At 65.5% G+C, this 20,376-nt stretch carries 18 protein-coding genes; 14 read left to right on the forward strand and 4 right to left on the reverse strand.

Annotation, left to right across the window (positions count from 1 at the left end):
• Positions 1-2,322, reverse strand: coding sequence for a phosphoribosylformylglycinamidine synthase subunit PurL (gene purL / locus VMS96_05995; protein ID HVP42963.1), 2,322 nt, complete (start codon positions 2,320-2,322; stop codon positions 1-3).
• 52 nt (positions 2,323-2,374) lie between these two features.
• Positions 2,375-2,833 carry a hypothetical protein gene (locus VMS96_06000; GenBank protein HVP42964.1) on the reverse strand — a complete coding sequence of 153 codons (459 nt, stop codon included), beginning with the start codon at positions 2,831-2,833 and terminating at the stop codon, positions 2,375-2,377.
• Positions 2,834-2,949: 116 nt separating this feature from the next.
• On the opposite strand from VMS96_06000, the gene selB reads away from it, so the two are divergent.
• Positions 2,950-4,845, forward strand: a complete 1,896-nt coding sequence (selB, locus tag VMS96_06005) for a selenocysteine-specific translation elongation factor (GenBank protein HVP42965.1) — start codon at positions 2,950-2,952, stop codon at positions 4,843-4,845.
• A 62-nt stretch (positions 4,846-4,907) separates the two neighbouring features.
• Positions 4,908-6,254, forward strand: a complete 1,347-nt coding sequence (gene trmFO / locus VMS96_06010) for a methylenetetrahydrofolate--tRNA-(uracil(54)-C(5))-methyltransferase (FADH(2)-oxidizing) TrmFO (GenBank protein HVP42966.1) — start codon at positions 4,908-4,910, stop codon at positions 6,252-6,254.
• Between the two features lie 118 nt (positions 6,255-6,372).
• Here the strand turns inward: trmFO and der are convergent, their stop codons facing one another.
• Together der and VMS96_06020 are read right to left on the reverse strand one after the other, a co-directional pair.
• Positions 6,373-7,761, reverse strand: a complete 1,389-nt coding sequence (gene der / locus VMS96_06015; GenBank protein HVP42967.1) for a ribosome biogenesis GTPase Der — start codon at positions 7,759-7,761, stop codon at positions 6,373-6,375.
• Complete coding sequence (locus VMS96_06020; GenBank protein HVP42968.1) at positions 7,761-8,210, reverse strand: hypothetical protein; 450 nt, start codon at positions 8,208-8,210, stop codon at positions 7,761-7,763. Before VMS96_06020 ends, der begins: the two co-directional genes overlap by 1 nt.
• 37 nt (positions 8,211-8,247) lie before the next feature.
• Between VMS96_06020 and VMS96_06025 the strand changes: the two genes are divergently transcribed.
• From VMS96_06025 to VMS96_06080, 12 genes are all read left to right on the forward strand, one after another.
• A complete protein-coding gene (locus VMS96_06025) occupies positions 8,248-10,233 on the forward strand; it encodes an ATP-dependent DNA helicase (GenBank protein ID HVP42969.1) in 1,986 nt (661 codons plus the stop codon).
• Complete coding sequence (locus VMS96_06030; GenBank protein HVP42970.1) at positions 10,233-10,505, forward strand: hypothetical protein; 273 nt, start codon at positions 10,233-10,235, stop codon at positions 10,503-10,505. Before VMS96_06025 ends, VMS96_06030 begins: the two co-directional genes overlap by 1 nt.
• A 94-nt stretch (positions 10,506-10,599) precedes the next feature.
• The gene (gene queD / locus VMS96_06035) at positions 10,600-10,977 is read left to right on the forward strand and encodes a 6-carboxytetrahydropterin synthase QueD (GenBank protein HVP42971.1); all 378 of its coding nucleotides are present in this window, start codon (positions 10,600-10,602) and stop codon (positions 10,975-10,977) included.
• A gap of 72 nt (positions 10,978-11,049) precedes the next feature.
• Positions 11,050-11,733: a radical SAM protein gene (locus VMS96_06040; protein HVP42972.1), complete on the forward strand. Its 684-nt coding sequence runs from the start codon at positions 11,050-11,052 to the stop codon at positions 11,731-11,733.
• 51 nt (positions 11,734-11,784) lie between these two features.
• Positions 11,785-12,489, forward strand: coding sequence for a 7-cyano-7-deazaguanine synthase QueC (gene queC, locus VMS96_06045; GenBank protein ID HVP42973.1), 705 nt, complete (start codon positions 11,785-11,787; stop codon positions 12,487-12,489).
• Between the two features lie 19 nt (positions 12,490-12,508).
• On the forward strand, positions 12,509-13,603 hold the full coding sequence (locus VMS96_06050; GenBank protein HVP42974.1) for a tetratricopeptide repeat protein: 1,095 nt from the start codon (positions 12,509-12,511) through the stop codon (positions 13,601-13,603).
• Positions 13,604-13,698: 95 nt separating this feature from the next.
• Positions 13,699-14,925, forward strand: a complete 1,227-nt coding sequence (glp, locus tag VMS96_06055; protein HVP42975.1) for a gephyrin-like molybdotransferase Glp — start codon at positions 13,699-13,701, stop codon at positions 14,923-14,925.
• A gap of 52 nt (positions 14,926-14,977) precedes the next feature.
• Positions 14,978-16,339 carry an exodeoxyribonuclease VII large subunit gene (xseA, locus tag VMS96_06060; protein HVP42976.1) on the forward strand — a complete coding sequence of 454 codons (1,362 nt, stop codon included), beginning with the start codon at positions 14,978-14,980 and terminating at the stop codon, positions 16,337-16,339.
• Between the two features lie 71 nt (positions 16,340-16,410).
• On the forward strand, positions 16,411-17,280 hold the full coding sequence (gene cdaA / locus VMS96_06065) for a diadenylate cyclase CdaA (GenBank protein HVP42977.1): 870 nt from the start codon (positions 16,411-16,413) through the stop codon (positions 17,278-17,280).
• Entirely contained in the window at positions 17,277-17,936 is a 660-nt protein-coding gene (locus VMS96_06070) for a CdaR family protein (protein ID HVP42978.1), read from the forward strand. The genes cdaA and VMS96_06070 overlap by 4 nt, the downstream gene beginning before the upstream one ends.
• On the forward strand, positions 17,933-19,324 hold the full coding sequence (glmM, locus tag VMS96_06075) for a phosphoglucosamine mutase (protein HVP42979.1): 1,392 nt from the start codon (positions 17,933-17,935) through the stop codon (positions 19,322-19,324). Before VMS96_06070 ends, glmM begins: the two co-directional genes overlap by 4 nt.
• A gap of 90 nt (positions 19,325-19,414) precedes the next feature.
• Complete coding sequence (locus tag VMS96_06080; GenBank protein HVP42980.1) at positions 19,415-20,122, forward strand: NAD-dependent deacylase; 708 nt, start codon at positions 19,415-19,417, stop codon at positions 20,120-20,122.
• Positions 20,123-20,376 lie beyond the last annotated feature (254 nt).

The following is a 20,376-nucleotide window of genomic DNA, read 5'->3' on the forward strand; positions in this document are numbered from 1 at the left end:
TCAGCTCCGTTCCAGCACCGATGGCACTAACTCTTCCGCCGTCTCGACGTGCAGGGCCCGCTCCAGGGCGTGCTCCCAAACGTCCTTCAACTCCGACACGGCCGCCGACACGACTGGCTGGCCGTTGACGCTCACCACAAAATTTTCAGGTACGGTTTGACCCAGTAGATCCGCTGCTACGCCGTATTTTAGCGCTACTTCTTGGATTCGCCCCACATTATTCGGGTCGCATGAAATCAGGATACGGCTGGCATCTTCACCGAAAATGGTGCACTCGGTGGGCAGCTCGTCGGACCTTACCTCGACCTGGACCCCGACGTTCCGGGGAAAAGCCGACTCGGCCAGGGCGACCGCCAGACCGCCCTCGGAGCAATCGTGGGCCGACGCCACCAGTTCCTGCGCAATCAGCTCGAGGATGCACTTCTGCAGCGCCGCCTCCTTCTCGAGCTCAAGCGACGGCGGGAAGCCCCACACCGCGCCCAGCACTTCCTTGGCGTACTCAGAGGAGCCGAACTCGGCCTCAGCGTCAGTGACGTCGCCGGGCTCGGAGCCGCGCAACAGGATGAGGGCGTCGCCGGGGGCACGGAACTCGTAACTGGCCACCTTGTCGAGGTCCTCAATCACTCCCACGACGCCGACGGTGGGTGTCGGGTAGATGCCTTCTCCCAGGGTCTCGTTGTAGAAGCTGACGTTGCCGCCGGTGATGGGGGTTTCCAACTCCTCGCAGGCGCGGGTCATGCCGTCCACCACCTGGGAGAACTGCCACATGATCTCCGGCTTCTCGGGATTGCCGAAGTTGAGGCAATTGGTGGCGGCGACCGGAGTGGCGCCGGTGCAGGCGACGTTGCGCGCGGCCTCGGCGACCGCGTGCTCAGCCCCGAGCCTGGGATCGAGCCAGCACCAGCGGCCGTTGCCGTCGAGCGCCATGGCCAGCCCGCGCGCCGTGCCCTTCACTCGCACCACGCCGGCCTCGCGCCCCGGGCCTTCGACGGTGTTGGTCTGGACCATGGAGTCGTACTGCTCGAAGATCCAGCGCTTGTCGCAGATGTTGGGCGAAGCCAGCAGGCGCTTGAACTCGGCGGTGAGGTCCTGCCTGACGCCCAGTCGGATGTGCTCCGGCTTCTCGCGGGCGACCTTGGGCTCGAAGCGCTTCATGGGGCGTTTGTAGAGCGGGGCATCGTCGGTGAGCGCCTGGTTGGGGATCTCGGCGACCACCTTGCCGTGCTGCAGCACCCGCATCTTGCCTTCGTTGATGACCCTGCCGATGACCACGGCGTCGAGGCCCCACTTGGCGAAGACGCGCAGGACCTCGCCTTCGCGCCCACGGTCAGCGACCAGCAGCATGCGCTCCTGCGATTCGCTGAGCATGATCTCGTAAGGAGTCATGCCGGTCTCGCGCTGGGGCACGTTGTCAAGCTCGATCTCCAGGCCGACGCCGCCGCGACCGCCCATCTCGCAGGTGGAACAGGTCAGCCCGGCCGCGCCCATGTCCTGGATGCCGACCACCGCCCCGGTCTGCATGGCTTCCAGGCAGGCTTCGAGCAGGAGCTTCTCAAGAAAGGGGTCGCCGACCTGCACGTTGGGGCGCTTGGCCTCGGACTCCTCGCTGAACTCCTCGCTGGCCATGGTGGCGCCGTGGATGCCGTCGCGCCCGGTCTTGGCGCCGACGTAGATCACCGGGTTCCCCTCCCCGGCTGCCCGGGCATAGAAGATCTGGTCGCGGCGGACGATGCCGAGGGCGAAGGCATTCACCAGCGGATTCTGCGAGTAGCAGGGCTCGAACTTGGTCTCGCCGCCCAGGTTGGGCACGCCGAAACAATTCCCGTAGCTGGCGATGCCGCTGACCACGCCTTCGAGGATAGAGTGATTGCGGTGGATGGCCGCCTGGTCGGGTTCCCCATTTCTTTGCGTGATCGGTCCGAAGCGCAGCGAATCCATCACCGCGATGGGCCGCGCGCCCATGGTGAAGATGTCGCGCAGGATGCCGCCGACACCGGTGGCCGCGCCCTGGAAGGGCTCAATGAACGAGGGATGGTTGTGGCTCTCGATCTTGAAGGCACAGGCCCAGCCATCGCCGATGTCGATGATGCCGGCATTCTCCCCTGGCCCCTGCACCACGCGGCGTGAGCGGGTGGGCAGGCGCTTCAGGTGGACGCGCGACGACTTGTAGGAGCAGTGCTCGCTCCACATCACGCTGAAGATGCCGAGCTCTGTGAGCCTGGGCTCGCGGCCCAGCCATTTCAGGATCTTCTGGTATTCGTCCGGGGTGATGCCGTGTTCTTGAACGACTTCAGGAGTGATAGCAGCAGCTTGGTTGTCCATGAGGGAAATCCTATTTTCGCACAGATGCGCGAGCATTTTGCCGGTGGGCGCCTCAATTCACCGTCTCACCGGCTTCATCCTCCGTCCAGGTAGCCCCGCATTCGTCGCAGCGCCATTCGCGCTTATGGGAGGCCACGGTCTGCTCGCCGGCGACGAACACGCCCACCCAGGGGCGCCAGTGTTTGCCGTCGTGATAATGCAGGTCCATGGAGCCGCAGGAGGGGCACTCGGGTTCCTCGAGGAGATCGTCGAACTCCTCGTCGTCCGTGGCGCCGGTCAGGATCTGGGTCGCGGTCTCGGCGTCTTCCTCGTGCACCTGGAGGTGGACATCGTCGGAGGCCCTGGCGCGGAAGCCGTCCATACCGGGGGAGTCCGCAGTACGGCCCGCGGGGCGGGGATCGGGCGCCGTGGAGAGCACGCAATGGATGCCGGCAGCGTCCAACTTGCTCTTGGCCACCACCGCGTCGGACATCTCGCGGTAGGTGGCGACCGTGACTAGATGCTCGCCCACGAGGCATTGATAGTGGGCGCGGGTCTGGAAGTCAAGGACACAGGAGGCAGGGTGCAGGAGGCAGGCTGATCCCTGCGTCCTGCATCCTGCATCCGCCCTCCTTTACACTAGCGGCGATGAAATCCGTCATTGTGGGCACGGCGGGGCATATCGACCACGGGAAAACCGCTCTGGTCAAAGCCCTGACCGGGATCGATGCCGACCGCCTGGAAGAGGAGAAGCGGCGCGGCATCACCATCGATATCGGCTTCGCCCACCTGGAGCTGCCCGCGCCCGGCGGCGAGACCCTGAAGATCGGATTCGTGGACGTCCCCGGACACGAGCGCTTCGTGCGCAACATGCTGGCGGGCGTGGGCGGCATCGATGTCGTGATCCTGGTCATCGCCGCCGACGAAGGAGTGAAGCCGCAGACCCGCGAGCACTTCGACATCTGCCGGCTGCTGCAGGTGCGGCGCGGGCTGACGGTGCTCAACAAGTCCGACCTGGTGGACCGCGACACGCTGGAAGTGGTGCGGCTCGAGGTCGAGGAATTCGTCCGCGGCTCGTTCCTGGAAGGCGCGCCCATCGTGCCCGTCAGCTCGATCAAGGGCGACGGGCTGGACGAGCTGAAGCGCGAGCTGGCGAAGATCGCCGCCGAGGTCCCGGCCAGGGATTCCAGCGCGCTGTTCCGCCTGCCCATCGACCGGGTCTTCACCATGAAAGGCTTCGGGACGGTGATCACCGGCACCCTGATCTCCGGCACGGTGAAGAAGGAAGAAGACGTGGAAGTATTCCCGGCAGCACGCCGCATCCGGGTGCGCGGCGTGCAAGTGCACGGTCAGACGGCGGACAAGGCGGTCGCCGGGCAGCGCACCGCCTTGAATCTGGCCGGGGTCTCGACCGAGGAATTGTCGCGCGGCATGATTCTGGCTGCGCCCGGTCTGTTCCGCACGACGAAGCGGGTGGATGTCTCGCTCTCGTTGCTGCCCTCGGCCAAGCCACTCAAAGACCGGGCCCGCGTCCACTTTCATTCCTACACGGCTGAGACCATCGCCGAAGTCGTGCTGTACGGCGAGAAACTACTCGCGCCCGGCAAGGAAGGCTTGGCGCAGCTGCGGCTCAGCGAACCGCTGCTGCTGTTGCCGGAAGACCGCTTCATCCTGCGCCAGTTCTCGCCGGTGGTGACCATCGGGGGCGGGGTGGTAATCGCAAATTCGCCGCCGACTAAGGTGCGATCGAGCGATGCCGGTTACTGGGACGCCATTGCGCTACTCGCGGCCTCGGACAAAGAGCGGCAACTGCGGGCGAGAGTCACCCTCCGCGGTCACGAAGGACTTCGGCTGCAAGAGGCGGTCGCGCAGACGGGATGGCTGCCATCGACAGTGAAGGCTGTGGCCGGCAGAATCCCTGAAATCGTGATCGTCGGTCAGGTGCTCATTCTGCAGATGGCTCTCGACTTGGTCAGGAAGGAAATCTGTACGGTGCTTGATTCCTTCCATAAGAGCAACCGCCTCGCATCAGGCATGAATCGAGAAGAGCTGCGCCAGCATTTCTCCGATGTCCCTCCAGAAATATTCGAAGACGCACTCGCGTTCCACGTTCGGGCAGGGCGGGTTGAGACTGTAGAAGATGCGGTTCGGCTAGCGGGTCGGGACGTCGCGATGACAGCCGATGAGGAGCAGGCCAGACGGACTATAGAGGATGCCTTCAAAGTCGCCGGCCTTCGCGTCCCCTTGCTGAAGGACGTCCTAGAGTCGGTGAAGGTCGATGCGGCGCGGGCGCAGAAGATCGTCACCCTGCTGCTGCGCGACAAGGTGCTGGTGAAGATCTCCGAAGACCTCGTCTTCCATCACACCGCGCTGGAGCAGCTCAAGCGCGAGGTGGCGCAGCGGAAGGCCAAGTCGCCCAAGATCGACGTCGGACAATTCAAGGAGATGATCGGCCTGACCCGCAAGTACGCGGTCCCGCTGCTGGAGTGGCTGGATCGTGAGCGGGTGACGCGGCGCGTCGGGGATGAGCGCGTCATCCTCTAGGGGCGGATCATCCGGGTCGAGGGCGTGGCGCTCGAAAAGCTCGCCAACGAGAAGATTGCGCATTGAAGATCAAGATCATCGGCGCGGGGCTGGCGGGGACGGAGGCGGCGTGGGAGCTCGCGCGTCGCGGCGTCGCGGTCGAGCTGTACGAGATGCGCCCGGTCCGCACCACCCCGGCGCACCAGAGCGCCGATTTCGCCGAGCTGGTCTGCTCCAACTCGCTCAAGTCCGACAGCGCGGACACCGCGCCCTGGCTCCTGAAGGAAGAGATGCGGCGCGCCGGGTCGTTGTTGATGAAGATCGCGCGGCAGGCCGCGGTCCCGGCCGGTCACGCGCTGGCGGTGGACCGGGCGGAATTCGCGCGGCGGGTGACGCAGGCCGTCGAGCGTCAGCCGCTGATCACGGTGCGTCGCGAAGAGGTCAGCTGCGTGGATGAGGAGAACGACCTCAGTATCATCGCCACTGGCCCGCTCACCTCGGATGCCCTGGCGGCGGAGATCGCGCGGCTCTCCGGCACCGGGCAACTCTTCTTCTACGACTCCATCAGTCCGATCGTCGAAGCCGATTCCATCGACCGCTCGAAGGTCTACTTGGCGGCGCGCTACGGCAAGGGGACCGCCGACTACATCAATTGCCCGTTCACCAAGGCAGAATACGACCGCTTCTACGATGCGCTGGTGTCGGCGGAGCCGGTCGAAGCCAAGGAATGGGAGAAGCTGAACTACTTCGAGAGCTGCCTGCCCATCGAGGAGCTTGCGCGGCGCGGGCGCGATACGTTGCGCTTCGGCCCGATGAAGCCGGTGGGCCTGCGCGATCCGCGCACCGGGACGCAGGCGTATGCAGTGGTGCAGTTGCGCCAGGAGAACCTGCGCCATGATTCTTACAACCTGGTCGGGTTTCAGAACCACATGAAGTGGGGCGACCAGGCGCGCGTGCTGCGGCTCATCCCCGGCCTGGAGAACGCGAGGTTCCTGCGCTACGGGCAGATCCATCGCAACACCTACATCAACGCGCCCAGGTTGCTGACGGGGACGTTGCAGATGAAGCAGCATCCGCGGGTGCTGTTCGCCGGACAGATATCGGGGGTCGAGGGATACGTGGAGTCGATCGCGACCGGGATGCTGGCGGGCGTGTACGCAGCGGCGATCGCGTCAGGTGCAGAGCCCGTCCCCGTACCACGGGAGACCGCGCTGGGATCCCTGGTGCACTACATCACCCACGCCGACGCCGACAACTTTCAGCCCGCGAACATCACCTTCGACTTGCTGCCGGCGGTGGACGAAGAAACGCGTCGCCGTGTCCGCGACAAAAAGTTGCGGCGCAAGCTGGTGTGCGAGCGAGCGCTGGTTGCATTGGCGGCATGGCTGCAACGCGTTAACGAGCCACAACCCACACCGGCGTCATCCTGAGCGGCTTTAGCCGCGAAGGATCTCGCGTGCAGCAAGAGCCACTACAGGTGCACGCGAGATCCTTCGGGCCTGAAGGCCCTCAGGATGACGCCACCATGATTTGGCTGGCGGCTGACGACTACCTCGCCCGGTTCTTGATCCAGATCGGAGTTCCCACAAACCCGAAGGCGCGGCGGATCTGGTTTTCCAGAAACCGTTCGTAGGAGAAGTGCAGCTTCACCGGGCGGTCGGTGAACAGGATGAAGGTGGGCGGCGCCACCGCTGCCTGGGTCATGTAGTAGATCTTCACCCGCTTCGAGACCGGCACCGAGGCCCGCTCGAAGTCCACGTGTTTGAGAAAGCGGTTCATCTCGCCGGTGGGGATGCGCTTGCGCCTCTCTTTCGCCACGAGTTCCACGCTCTCGAAGACCTTGTCCACGTTCTTGCCTGACACGGCGGAGATGAAGAGCATGGGCGCGTAGCCCAGGAACTTGAGCTGGTCGCGGGCATCCTGTTCGAACTTGGCGCGGTCCACCGGCTTCTTGCCCTCCTCGCGCTTGCCGATCACCAGGTCCCACTTGTTGATGACGATGACCACCGAGCGCCCGCTCTCGTGCGCGTAGCCGGCGATGTTGGCGTCGAGCGCGGTGACGCCCTCGGTGGCATCGATGAGCAAAATGGCGACATCGGCGGCCTCCAGGTGCTTGCGCGCCATCACCACCGAGAGCTTTTCCGCCATCAGCTTGGTCTTGCCTTTGCGCCGGATGCCGGCAGTGTCAATGAAGCGATAAACGTGCCCGTCGCGGCGAACCATCTCGTCCACGGCATCGCGCGTGGTGCCGGCGATGGGTGAGACGATGGCGCGCACCGTTCCCGTGAGCTGGTTCAGCAGCGTGCTCTTGCCCACGTTCGGCCGGCCGATGATCGCCACCTTGATCTCTGCTTGCTTTTGCTCCTCCTGCGTGTCCTCCGTGTCCTCTGTGGTTGGCTCTTCTCTTGGCAGCACCTCGAAGACCGCGTCCAGCAGCTCCGGGATCCCTCGCCCGCTCTCCGCCGCGACCGGGAAGACGTTCTCGATGCCGATCTGGCGGAAATTCTCGGCCTCAGCCTCCTGCTTGTCGGAATCGACCTTGTTGACCGCGAGGAAGAGCGGCTTGCCCAGGCGCATCAGCAGGCGCGAGAGCTCGAAATCGGGCGCCGCCAGCTCGGTGCGGGCGTCCACCACCATCACGATGGCGTCCGCCTCTTCCAGCGCCACTCGTGCCTGGCGGAAGATCTCCGAGGGGATGTGCTCCTTGTCCTCGGGAATGATGCCGCCGGTGTCGATGACGCGCGCGTAGCGTCCGCCCCATTCGAGCTGGCCGTAGAGGCGGTCGCGGGTGATGCCGGGCTCGTCGCCGACGATGGCCCGCCGCCGCCCGATCAGCCGGTTGAAAAGCGTGGACTTGCCCACGTTCGGCCGGCCGACGATGGCGATGGTAGGGAACTTCGACTTCGTTTCCACACCGAAATGTGTGCGTGTTGGCACTATTCCTGCAGAACCTTGCCTTCCTTGACAAGACTTATGACGTAGTCGAAATCGCGGTCGTGGGTTTCTCTATCTGCACGCCTAAGCCAGAAGTCGGGCCGAAGTGGTAGCGGACGATGGTCTCGATACCTAAGCAACCAGGGCAGGACCCGCTTACCGCGCTGAGTGAGATTGATTGTGAGCTCCTCGTGGTTGTGTTCGCCGATGTAATAGTCCAGCAGAATTACGACCGCCTGATCGCCAGCTGCGCTGTTGTCTTTCATTGCTCTTTCGAGCAAGGGCTCCGACTTTACCCACCCGGCATCAGTGTCGTCCCATACGATGAGGACCGGCTCGACGAGAGCAGCTGTGTCGCTGCCCACTTGCCTATGTGCGATCACCGTGGTGACAATCGCTGCTACAGCCACCGCAATCAGCAAAAGACCGGCGATTTCGCCCACCCTTTTCATCGGAAAACTCGTCCCGCAGCTATTATAAGGACACACCGTGTCCGCCTCGCCGCAGCCCGCGACTTCGACCCAAAGCTCGCTCTACGCCTTCTTCGGCCCGGGCGGGGTGCTGTCGCGCACCCATCCGGCATACGAGTTCCGGCGCGGGCAGCTGCAGATGGCGGAAGCGGTCGAGCAGGCGCTGGCCGACAAGCGTCACTTGATCGTCGAGGCCGGCACCGGGACCGGTAAGACCCTGGCTTACCTGCTGCCGGTGCTGCGCTCGGGCAAGCGCGTCATCATCTCCACCGGCACCAAGACCCTGCAAGAGCAGCTCTTCTACAAGGACGTTCCTTTCCTCGAGCGCGCGCTGTTCCCCAACGGCGAGGGCAAGCTCAACGTCTGCTACATGAAGGGGCGCAACAACTATCTCTGCCGGCAGAAGGTCTATGACCTCAAGACCGCTCCCATCCTGAACGGGCTCGACGAGGTGGAGCACTTCCGCATTATCGAGGAGTGGGAGAAGACCACCGAGAACGGCGACCGCGCCGAACTCGGCCAGATCCCCGAGTCGAGCCTGCTTTGGCACAAACTGGACGCGCGCATCGAGGCCTGCACCAGCCAGAAGTGCCCGCAATGGGAGCGCTGCTTCATCACTGAGATGCGGCGGCGGGCGTGGGAGTCGGACATCGTCATCATCAACCACCACCTCTTCTTCGCCGACCTCGCCATCAAACAGGCCGCGGAGGGCGGCGATGGGGGCGTGCTGCCGGATTTTGCCGCCGTCATCTTCGACGAAGCCCATGAGCTGGAGGACGTGGCCTCGAGCTACTTCGGGGTGAGCGTCTCCGACCTGCGCTTCGGCGAGCTGGTGCGCGACCTGGAGCGCACGCTGCGCCCCAAGGGCGTGCTCAGCACCACCTTGCAGGGCGCGGCAGCAAGCCTGCGGGAGCGGGCGCAGTTCTTCTTCGCCCTGATCCCCGCGGGCGAGGGCCGCTTCGCCTTCGAGAACCGCCGCGAATTCTTGGAAGAGAATGGCGAAGAGTATCTCGGGCTGATGAACGCCATCACCCGGCTCGCAACCGGACTGCAAGCCATCAAGGAGAAACCTGAAGAGGTTCACACCTTCATCCGTCGCTGCGAGGAATTGAAGATGCAGCTCGGCTTTGTGATGGAGGAGGAGAACCGCAACACCGTCTTCTGGATCGAGCGCCGGGGCGAGAAGCGGCGCGGGCGTTCGCATGTCTTCCTGCAGGCCACGCCGATCGACGTGTCCGGGATCCTGAAGCAGACGCTGTTCGAGAATGTCGAGACCGCGGTGCTGACTTCGGCGACGCTGGCGGTCTCCGGCGGCTACGAGTACATCCGCCAGCGGCTCGGAGTGCAGCACGCCCGCGAGCTGGTGGTGCCGTCGCACTTCGACTACGCCAACCAGGCGATCCTGTACGTACCACCCAACCTCCCCGATCCGCGCACGCCCGAGTTCACCTACCGCGCCGCCGAGACCATTCGGCGGCTGCTGGAGATCACGCAGGGGCGCGCCTTTTGCCTGTTCACCAGCTACAACCAGATGCACGAGATCTTCAACCGGCTGGAGGGCGAGCTCGAGTACCCGATGCTGCTGCAAGGCACCGCGCCCAAGAACGCGCTGCTGGAGGAGTTCCGCCTGACGCCCAATGCGGTGCTGTTCGCGACCGCGTCGTTCTGGCAGGGCGTGGACGTGCAGGGCGAGCAGCTCAGTTGCGTCATCATCGACCGCCTGCCCTTCGCCGTGCCGTCTGACCCGGTGGTCGCGGCGCGGGTGCGGGCCATCGACGAGGACGGCGGCAACGCCTTCTTCCAGTACCAGGTGCCGTCCGCGGTCATCACCCTGAAGCAGGGTTTTGGCCGGCTGATCCGCTCGCTGCACGACCGCGGCCTGCTCTGCCTGCTCGACAACCGCATCCTGAAGAAGCAGTACGGGCGGGTATTCTTGGAGAGCCTGCCGCCCTACCGGCAGACGACGGATGTCGCCGACGTGGAGCGCTTCTTCGGGGTTCGGTGATGATTGCGACGGTGGCAAGAAGCCTCGCGTTGGGGGTTGCTGCGGTCGTGTGCCTGTTCCTGGCTGTTCTCGGGTTCGTTGTTATCGCGGGTTGGCTCGGCACCCGCCGATATCACGGCGAAGGTGCCGTTGGATGGGACCCGGTGTCAATGGTCGCGAATTGGACGGGGGTTTCTCCGCAAGTAGCGATGAAGATCATCGTCGCAACTCCTTTTGTGGTGTTCGGCAGTGCATTCATATTCGGCCTCATCTTCTTCGCCCGTTCCCATTAACGAAACCGGCATTTTCCCTGCCTCGCGCTACAATAGTGCGTTCCGTCCGCCCCGCCGTGCTCTCCTGACGGCTGAGCGCTGACGGCTGAAGGCCATGTTCCAAGTCACCGTCGAAGACACGTTCGCCGCCGGCCACTTCCTGCGCAATTACAAGGGGAAGTGCGAGAACCCGCACGGCCACAACTACAAGGTGCGCGTCACCCTGGAGGGCCAGGACCTGGACAAGGCCGGCCTGTTGCTCGACTTCAAGGACCTGAAGGACGTGATGAAGCACGTCATCGAGCGGCTCGACCACCAGATGATCAACGACATCGAGCCCTTCACCGTCCTGAATCCCTCGGCCGAGAACCTGGCGAAATACTTCTACGACGAGACCAACGCCAGGCTGAAGGTGACCACCAACGGGCGGGTGCGCGTGCGCGACGTAACCGTCTTCGAGACGGACACGACCACGGCAACGTATTTTGAGTAGCCAGGAGCCGGTAGTCCGGAGTCAGCGCCTCATGTTCTTGCTGACGACCGACGACCGACGGCCGACGACCTGATGCAGATCACCGAGATCTACAAGTCGATCCAGGGCGAATCCAGCTTCGCGGGGATGCCGTGCGTGTTCGTCCGGCTCACCATCTGCAACCTGCGCTGCACCTGGTGCGACTCCGAGTTCACCTTCACCGGCGGCAAGAAGATGACGGCGGAAGAGGTCGAGGCCGAGGTGCGGAGACTCGCGCCCGCGGGCGGGCTGGTCGAGATCACCGGCGGCGAACCCATGCTGCAGGACAAGGAAGTGGTTCCGTTCATGCAGCGCCTGCTCGATCTCGGCTACAAGGTGCTGCTGGAGACCAGCGGCGAGCGGCCGCTGGCCGAGGTCCCCGCCAGCGTCGTCAAGATCATGGACGTGAAGTGCCCCGGCTCGGGGGAGGGCGCTTCCTTCCGCATGGACAACCTGGACGCGCTCATGCCGCGCGACGAGGTGAAGTTCGTCATCGCCGACCGGCGCGATTATGAGTTCGCCCGCGACTTCGTGGACAAGCACGGGCTTACCGGGCGGGTCGGCAACGTCATCTTCTCTCCCGCGTTCAAGAAGGATGCTGCCGGGGCGCGGGATGCCGCGCAATGCATGCTCGATCCCCGGGAGCTCGCGGGCTGGATCCTGGCGGACGACCTCGATGTCCGGCTCGGACTGCAGATGCACAAGTTCATCTGGCAGCCGGAAACCCGCGGAGTCTAGGGTGGGCGGTCCTTCAGGCCGGAAACGACATCTAAATAGGTAGCGACCGAGATGACAATCGGCGAGCGGCGACGGGCCGTGGTCTTGATGAGCGGAGGCATGGACTCCTGCGTCTGTGGCGCCCTGGCCGCGCGCGATTACGATGCCGCCGCGGTGCACGTCAGCTACGGCCAGCGGACCGAAGCCCGGGAGCGGCAAGCGTTCGAGGGCGTCTGCGACCGGCTCGGCATCCGCGACCGGCTGCTGGTGCGCAATGAAGCCCTGCGGGCCATCGGAGGATCGGCACTGACAGACGCGAGGATCGCCGTGCCCGAGGCCGGGACCCAGGCCGGGCGCAACATCCCGGTCACCTATGTCCCGTTCCGCAACGCCCACCTGCTGGCGGTGGCGGTGAGCTGGGCAGAAGTGTTGGCCGCCGACAAGGTGTTCATCGGCGCCGTGGAGCAGGACAGCTCCGGATACCCGGATTGCCGGCCGGAGTTCTACCGCGCGTACAACGAAGTGGTGCGCGCCGGGACCCGGGAGGGGAAGATCTACATCGTGGCCCCGCTGATCGGCATGCGCAAATCGCAGATCGTGCGGCTCGGTGTGGAACTGCAAGCTCCGTTCGATTTAACATGGAGTTGCTATAGCCGCGAGGACGCCGCTTGCGGGGTCTGTGACAGTTGCGTGTTGCGCTTGCGGGCTTTCGAGGCCGCGGGCGTCCCGGATCCCATCGCGTACGCCCCCGGCCGCACTTCTACGACGCATTCATAGCCCTGGAGGGCTTGCATCCATGACAAAACGTATGTTGATTGCGCTGCTCGCTGCCGCCGTCTCGCTCAGCGCGGTCTCGGCGCTGGCCCAGGCAAACTCCGGAGAGGTGAAGGGAAAAGTGATAGACGATAAGGGCAAACCCCTCGCCTCCGGCACGATCCGCATGACCGGCCCCGATGGGAAGAAGATCGAAGTCCACGTCAAGGACGGCGAGTGGGTGAAGACCGGGCTTCCCGTGGGCAGATACAAGGTCGAGCTGGTGGTCGCTCGCGAGCTGCGCTGGCAGGGCGAAGGTGACGTGCTGGCCGGACAGACCGTCCAGATGAATATTGACCTCGCCGCCGGCGCTGCGATGTCCAAACTGAGCCCGGAGGAGCAGAAGAAGATCCAGCAGGCGGAGGAGGAGAAGAGGAAGAAGGTCGAGGCGGAGCGGTCCAAGATCAAGAACCTGAATGCCATGCTGGCGCAAGGCAAGGAGATGGTGGATGCCGGCAACTTCGACGGCGCCATCGGGATCTATCAGGACGCCGTGAAGGCCGATCCCTCCCGCGACCTGCTTTGGGCGAACCTGGGCGGGGCCTACATGGGTAAGGCGAAGAAGACCACCGACAGCGCCGAGAAGAAACAAGTCGCTCAGCAAGGCGCCGATGCGCTGAAGAAGGCAGTCGAGATCAAGCCTTCCGACGCCGCCTACCACAACAATCTCGCTCAGGCCTACAACCTGCAGGGCGATCTTGAAAGCGCCATCAAGGAGTACCAGCAGGCGGCGCAAATCGACCCCCTCAATGCCGGCCAGTACTACTTCAACCTCGGGGCGGTGTACACGAATGCGGGCAAGGTGGACGAGGCCCTTGCGGCGTTCGAGAAGACCATCGCTGCCGACCCGAACAACGCCCCGGCCTATTACTGGAAGGGCGTCAATCTGCTGGCCAAGGCCACCATCGACCCCAAGACCAACAAGATGTTGACGCCTCCGGGAACGGCCGAAGCCTTCAATAAGTATCTGGAGCTGGCGCCGGACGGCCAGCTGGCGCAGCCGGCGAAAGACATGCTCACGTCCATTGGGGCTTCGGTGGAAACCAGCTACAAGAAGACGGGCACTAAGAAGAAGTGATCTCCTGCCCATGAGCCTTGCGGGCGGCCTCGGCCGCCCGCTTTGCTTTGCCGGCGACTGGCGACTGCCGACGGACGGCTGCTATCCTTCCCGCCATGTCGTCTCCCGTCCAACCCGGCCGGGTGCTTCCCTTCGCCGACGCCCGTCATGCGGTGGAACGGCACGCCCGTGCCCTTCAAGTATCCGACACCGAGGCTTTGCCGCTGGTGAATGCGGCGGGCCGGGTATTGGCCGAGGCCATCACCGCCGATCGTGACCTGCCTCCCTTCCCCCGGGCCACGCGCGACGGCTTTGCCGTCCGCTCGCAGGATGTGGCCAAGGTCCCGGCGCGGCTCCGGATCGTGGCCGAGATCAAAGCCGGCGACAGTGCGGGCCACGCCATCGCCGCCGGCGAGTGCGCCGAGATCATGACCGGCGCCCCAGCCCCGCCCGGCGCCGATGCGGTGGTCATGGTGGAGTACACGTCCCGTTCCGGCGACATGGCGGAGCTCCAGCGGAGCGCCGAGCCGGGCCAGAACATCGTTCCCGCGGGCAGCGAAGCGAAGGCCGGAGCGGAGTTGGTTGCCGCGGGCACCCGCATCCGCTATCCGCAGGTTGCGGTGGCGTCGGCGGTGGGGAAATCTTGGCTGACCGTGTACAAGCGACCGCGGGTCGCCGTGCTTTCCACCGGGGATGAGGTCGTGGCCATCGGCCGGGCCCCCGGACCGGCACAGATCCGCAACTCCAATTCCTACTCACTCTCGGCACAACTGGAGGAAGCCGGGGCGATCCCGGAACGGCTGCCGATCGCGCCCGATGTGGCCGCCCGCCTGCGCGAACTCATCGCCGAAGGCCTGCGCACCGACCTGCTGCTGATGACCGGCGGCGTCTCCATGGGCAAGTACGACCTGGTGGAGCAGGTGCTGGCCGAGTTCGGCGCCGAGTTCATCTTTACCGGCGCGGAGATCCAGCCCGGACGGCCGGTGGTCTTCGGGCGCGCCGGCAAGACCTACTTCTTCGGGCTGCCGGGCAATCCGATCTCCACCATGGTGACCTTCGACCTGTTCGTCCGCCCGCTGCTTGACGCGCTGTCCGGGGCGCCCCCGGCTCCCCTGTTCTTCCTGCAGGCGAGGTTGAAGTCCGAGGTCAGGACCAAGACCGGCCTCACCCGCTTCCTGCCCGCCCTGCTCACTGGCGAGTTCGAGGGCGCGGAGGTGGAGGCGGTACACTGGCAGGGCTCGGGGGACATCGCGGCCAACGCCCGCGCCAACTGTTACCTTGTAGTGCCGCCCGACCGCGAGCACCTCGCTGCCGGCGAGATGGTCAGCATCCTTCCGCGATAGAGACGCCCTGACAGGAGTCTCTACACCAACTCTTCCCTGCTACACTGCGTTCGTGGACGCAGAGGACCAACTTGGGCTCAGCTTCGAGATCGCCAGGACGAGGCGCATCTGGGCGGTGCGCGACCTGATCACCGCGGTGCGCACCACCCTGGAGCGCGAGTACACCGACGTCTGGGTCGAGGGCGAGATCTCGAACTTCAAGCCTGCCGACTCCGGGCATCTCTACTTCACGCTGAAGGACGGCGACTCGCAACTCCGCGGGGTGATGTTCAAGTCGTCGGCGCGGCTGCTGCGCTTCCGGTTGGAGAACGGCCTGCAAGTGATCGCGCGCGGGCGCATCACGGTGTACGAAGCGCGCGGCGAGCTGCAATTGCTGGCTGAATACCTGGAGCCCAAGGGCGCCGGCGCCCTCCAGGTGGCCTTCGAGCAACTGAAGGCCAAGCTCCAAGCGGAAGGTTTGTTCGACCAGGAGCGCAAGCGTCCCATCCCGGCGCTGCCCCGGCGGATCGGCGTGGTGACCTCGCCGCGCGGTGCGGCCATCCAGGACATCCTCAACATCCTCCGCCGGCGCCACGAGTCGGTGAACATCCTCATCTTTCCGGCGCAGGTGCAGGGCGAGGCCGCGCCCGCCGAGGTCGCCGCCGGCATCGAGTACTTCAGCCGCGCCAGGAATGTGGATGTGATCATCGTGGCCCGGGGTGGCGGCTCGGTGGAGGACTTGGCCGCTTTCAACGACGAAGGGCTGGCCCGGGCCATCGCCGCCTCCAAGCTTCCGGTCATCTCCGCCGTGGGCCACGAGACCGACTTCACCATCGCCGACTTCGTCGCCGACCTGCGCGCGCCCACTCCCTCGGCGGCCGCCGAACTGGTCATCCAGGCCAAGCACGACCTCGAGGAAACCGTCGGCTCGCTGCATCGCCGGCTCGGGCATGCCGCGCGCTACCGGCTGCTGCTGGCGCGCCAGAATCTGACGGAGCTGGCGCAGCACGGAGCGATGGCGCGCATGCAGGAGCTGATCGCGCGCCGGCAGCAGCGGGTGGATGAGCTGGTGTTCGCCCTCAGCGAACGGCAGCGTGCGTCGCTGCAGCGGTTCCGCTCCCGGCTGGACGTGGCCGCCGCCCGTGTCCGCCACTTCGACCTGCGCCGGCAACTGGCGTCGCTGCGCCGCGATATTGCCGCCCGCCTGGCGGAACTAGGGGCAGCCGCCCAGAAGCACATGCTCCGCTACCGCGTGCGGCTGGAAAAGACCACGGCACGGCTGGACGAGCTCTCCCCGGTGAAGATCCTCGACCGCGGCTACGCCCTGGTCTTTGACGCCGCCGGCAACCTGATCAAGGACGCCGCCCAGGTGAAGCCGGGCGACGACATCCGCGCCCGCGTGGCCCGCGGCGAGATCGCGGCCAAGGTCAAGTAGAGCAAGCTGGGCTACAATATTCCTCTCAGCGGACGCGGTTTCTCGCAGGAATGGCCTGAAAGGACTCAGTCTTGACCACGCACATCTGGGGGCGGACGATAGAAGTGTCGGCGCTGTCGGTGCTCGACATCGTCATCGTCGCGCTGCTGATCTACGAACTCCTGGTGCTCATCAAGGGCACCCGGGCTTCCCAGATGCTGGTCGGGGTCGGCGTTCTGATCATCGCCTACTACCTGGCGCGGTTCGGCGAGCTGCGCACCCTGAACTGGCTGATCTCCAACACCCTGCCCTACGCCATCTTCGCCCTGATCGTGGTGTTCCAGGCGGAGATCCGCCAGGCGCTGGCCAAGATGGGCCGCAAGCTCACCTTCGCCACCGGCACCACCCGCGGGGGCAGCAGTTCCTACGAGGACGTGGTGCTGGCCGCCAGCCTCTTCGCCCAGAACCAGACCGGGGCGCTGATCGTCATCGAGCGCGACATCGGGCTGCGTGGCTACATCGAGAGCGGCGTGCCGCTGGACGCCCGGCTCACCTACGATCTGCTGGCCACCCTCTTCCGTCCCAGCGCGCCTCTGCACGACGGCGCCGTCATCATCCAGAAAGACCGGGTCGCGGCCGCCGCCTGTTTCCTGCCGCTCTCCATGAACCCCGTGCTCTCGACCCAGCTGGGCACAAGGCATCGGGCCGGCATCGGCATCACCGAGGAGACCGATGCGGTGGCGGTGGTCGTCTCCGAGGAAACCGGCTCCATCAGCCTGGCGTTGGCCGGTCACATCGAACGCGACATCACGGTCGAATACCTGCGCGAGCGGCTCAGCGAGCTATTGCAGGCCTATGTGCCCGCCGCCGCGCTGCCCACGCCCATCGTCAGCGCCAGTGAGTTGGCAGAGGCGAACGGGACGGCGCGGCCTCATCCCTCGCGCCCGGAGGGCGAACGGTGATCGGCTGGTTCCAGCGCTGGGTGCTGCACAACATCTCGCTCAAGCTGATCGCCCTGCTCAGCGCCGTGCTGCTTTGGACAGCGGTGTCGCGGGAGCCGGTCATCGAGGTCGGCTTCAACGTACCTGTCGAATTCCATCAGGTGCCGGAGGACCTGGAGATCACCACCGAAGTCGTGCCCCAGGCGCAGGTGCGCTTGCGGGGCCCTTCACGGCGGCTGCGCGAATTGACCGCGGCTGACCTGCACGTCGTGGTGGACCTGGGCAGCATCCGCCCCGGTGAGCGCACTTTCGATCTCACCGCCACCCAAGTCCGGGTTCCCTTCGGGGTGGAGGTGATGCAGATCGTCCCTGCTCACATCCGCCTGACTTTTGACCGGCGCAGCAGCCGGATGGTGCCGGTGCATCCCCGGGTCACGGGCAGCTTCCCCACCGGCTTCGGGGTCGTGAACATCAAGGCCGAGCCGGCCGAAATCGCGATCATCGGCCCGGAACGGCGGGTGGCCGGGGTGGACGCCGCCCTCACCGACCCCATCGATGCCACCGGAGTGGTGGGCAGCGCCAGCTTCACCACCAACGCCTACGTGGCCGATCCGCTGGTGCGCGAGGTGCGCCCGATTCCTATCCGCGTCACCGTGGTGACTGCGAGAACGCGATGAGCACAGGAAGCCGCATGCAGCCTGGCAAGGAACGCAAGCTCTTCGGCACCGATGGCATCCGCGGCGTGGCCGGCGCCTTCCCTCTGGACACCGAGACCGTGTTCGCCATCGGCCGCGCCTTGGGCCACCACCTGGGCGCGAACGCCCGCGTCATCATGGGCCAGGACACCCGCGAGTCCAGCCGCTGGATCGCCGATGAGGTCGCCGCCGGACTCCTCTCCGCCGGGGCCCAGGTGCGCAGCGCGGGCGTCATCACCACTCCCGGCATTGCCTACCTGGCGCGCGCGCAGAGATTCTCTGCCGGCATCGTGATCTCCGCCTCCCACAATCCCTGGACCGACAACGGCATCAAGGTCTTCGGGGGCGACGGTTACAAGCTGGCCGACGAGGTCGAACTGGCGGTCGAGCACGAGATCTTCAAGCTGCTCGCCGATACCGACCGCAGCAGCGACATCGAACCCTCCGATCCGGCCCAGGCCATGCTTCCCGGAGAAGCTGCGCTGCGCCATGCGTACATCCAATGGGTGGTGGCGAACGTGGATCGCTCGAACATGCGCGGGTTGAGCGTGGAAGTGGACTGCGCCAACGGGGCCGCCAGCGAATTGGCGCACGACGTCTTCAGCGCCGCCGACGTGGACGCCCACTTCATCGAGGATGCGCCCGACGGCCGCAACATCAACGAGGGCTGCGGGGCGCTCCATCCCGAGGTGGTGGCCAATGCGACGCTCGCATCTCGCTCCGACCTGGGGATCACCTTCGACGGGGACGCCGACCGGGCGCTCTTCGCCTGTTCCAAGGGGAAAGTCATCAACGGCGACGCCATCCTGCTGCTGGCCGCGCGCGACATGAAGCAGCGCGGAACGCTGCAAGGCGACGTGGTGGTCGCGACCACCATGTCGAACATGGGGCTGGAGGCGGCGCTCAAGCGCTCCGGCATCCGCATGCTGCGCGCCCCGGTGGGCGACAAGTACGTACTCGAGGAGATGCAGCAGACCGGCGCGTCGCTGGGCGGTGAGCAGTCCGGCCACATCATTTTCCGGGATGGCGAGGCCACCACCGGCGATGGCCTGCTCACCGCCCTGCGCGTGCTCGAGATCGTCGCCCGCAACGGCAAGCCGCTGGCGGAACTGGTCGCCGACCTGAAGGTCTTTCCTCAGACCATCAAGAACGTGCGGGTGCGGGAGAAGAGACCCCTGACGGACATCGCGCCGGTGGCCGACGCTATCCGCGCCGCCGAGCAGGAGCTCGATGGCAACGGGCGCGTGGTGGTGCGCTACTCCGGGACCGAGGCGCTGGCCCGGGTGATGATCGAGGCCGAGTCCGCCGAACTCATGCACAAACACGCCGACGCCATCGCCGCCGCCATCCAGAAAGCTCTCGGGGTCTAGCAGTGGCCTGCACTCTTGTCATCCTGAGCGAAGCGAGGCGCCAGCCGAGCGGAGTCGAAGGACCCCTACCCTCGCCAGGCCTTTGATCGAATGATTGAAGTGTCCGAGACCGACCGCCTCTTCATCCTCACCGGCGCCGGCATCAGCGCCGAAAGCGGCCTGCCCACCTTTCGCGGCATGAACGGCGTGTGGCGCAAGTACCGCGTCGAGGAGGTCGCGTCCCCGCTCGCCTGGGCGCGCGACCCCAAGCTGGTGTGGGAGTTCTATTCCGAGCGCCGCCGCAAGCACCGCGAGGTCCAGCCCAATCCCGGACACCGCGCTTTGGCCTCGCTGGAGCGATCTCTGGCGGACCGCTTGTTCCTCTGCACCCAGAACGTGGACCGGTTGCACGAGATGGCGGGCTCGCGACGCGTCGTCCACATGCATGGCAAGATCTTCCAGAGCCGCTGCGAGGACGGCTGCGGACGCCCGCCCTTCGACGATGACTGGACGCTGGAACCCGGCGGCGAGATCCCGCGCTGCGACTGCGGCGGACGCATCAGGCCCCACATCTGCTGGTTCGGCGAGACTCCCTTCGACATGGACCGCATCTTCGACGAACTCGAGCGGGCGACCGTCTTCATGGCGGTGGGCACTTCGGGCGTGGTCTATCCCGCCGCCGCCTTCGCCCAGGCGGCCAAATCACGCGCCGCCCGCTCCTACTACGTGGGCCCCGAGGAGCCCGCCAACCTCGCCTACTTCGATCAGGCTTTCCTGGGACCCTCGGGCGAGGTGCTGCCCAGGCTGTTTCCCGGCTGAAGCATGGTTAGCTCAGTTGCCCAGATCCTCGAAGTTCTCCTCTTCCTGGGAGTGGCCGGTGTTCTGCTCTGGTTCGTGTGGCGAGTGATTCTGAGGCCTCTCTACCGCGTGTGGCACATCAGGCGGATTGAAGAAGTGCGGCTCATGCGTGAAGCCGCTGCCCACGACCCACGACCCGAGACTCACGGCCGGAAATAGCGATGCGCCGCAGCACCAAGGCGGCCGCGGCGCATCTTTCCACTCGTCCCCGCGCC

Source organism: Terriglobales bacterium, from assembly GCA_035543055.1.
Classification (GTDB): Bacteria; Acidobacteriota; Terriglobia; order Terriglobales; family Acidobacteriaceae; genus JAIQFD01.

What these genes read in the sequence shown, in the direction of transcription:
- VMS96_06080 (HVP42980.1), top strand. Translation starts at nt 19,415, where the DNA reads ATGATTGAAGTGTCCGAGACCGACCGCCTCTTCATCCTCACCGGCGCC.
- purL (HVP42963.1), bottom strand. Translation starts at nt 2,322, where the DNA reads ATGGACAACCAAGCTGCTGCTATCACTCCTGAAGTCGTTCAAGAACAC.
- glmM (HVP42979.1), top strand. Translation starts at nt 17,933, where the DNA reads ATGAGCACAGGAAGCCGCATGCAGCCTGGCAAGGAACGCAAGCTCTTC.
- VMS96_06030 (HVP42970.1), top strand. Translation starts at nt 10,233, where the DNA reads ATGATTGCGACGGTGGCAAGAAGCCTCGCGTTGGGGGTTGCTGCGGTC.
- queD (HVP42971.1), top strand. Translation starts at nt 10,600, where the DNA reads ATGTTCCAAGTCACCGTCGAAGACACGTTCGCCGCCGGCCACTTCCTG.
- VMS96_06040 (HVP42972.1), top strand. Translation starts at nt 11,050, where the DNA reads ATGCAGATCACCGAGATCTACAAGTCGATCCAGGGCGAATCCAGCTTC.
- queC (HVP42973.1), top strand. Translation starts at nt 11,785, where the DNA reads ATGACAATCGGCGAGCGGCGACGGGCCGTGGTCTTGATGAGCGGAGGC.
- selB (HVP42965.1), top strand. Translation starts at nt 2,950, where the DNA reads ATGAAATCCGTCATTGTGGGCACGGCGGGGCATATCGACCACGGGAAA.
- VMS96_06050 (HVP42974.1), top strand. Translation starts at nt 12,509, where the DNA reads ATGACAAAACGTATGTTGATTGCGCTGCTCGCTGCCGCCGTCTCGCTC.
- glp (HVP42975.1), top strand. Translation starts at nt 13,699, where the DNA reads ATGTCGTCTCCCGTCCAACCCGGCCGGGTGCTTCCCTTCGCCGACGCC.
- VMS96_06020 (HVP42968.1), bottom strand. Translation starts at nt 8,210, where the DNA reads ATGAAAAGGGTGGGCGAAATCGCCGGTCTTTTGCTGATTGCGGTGGCT.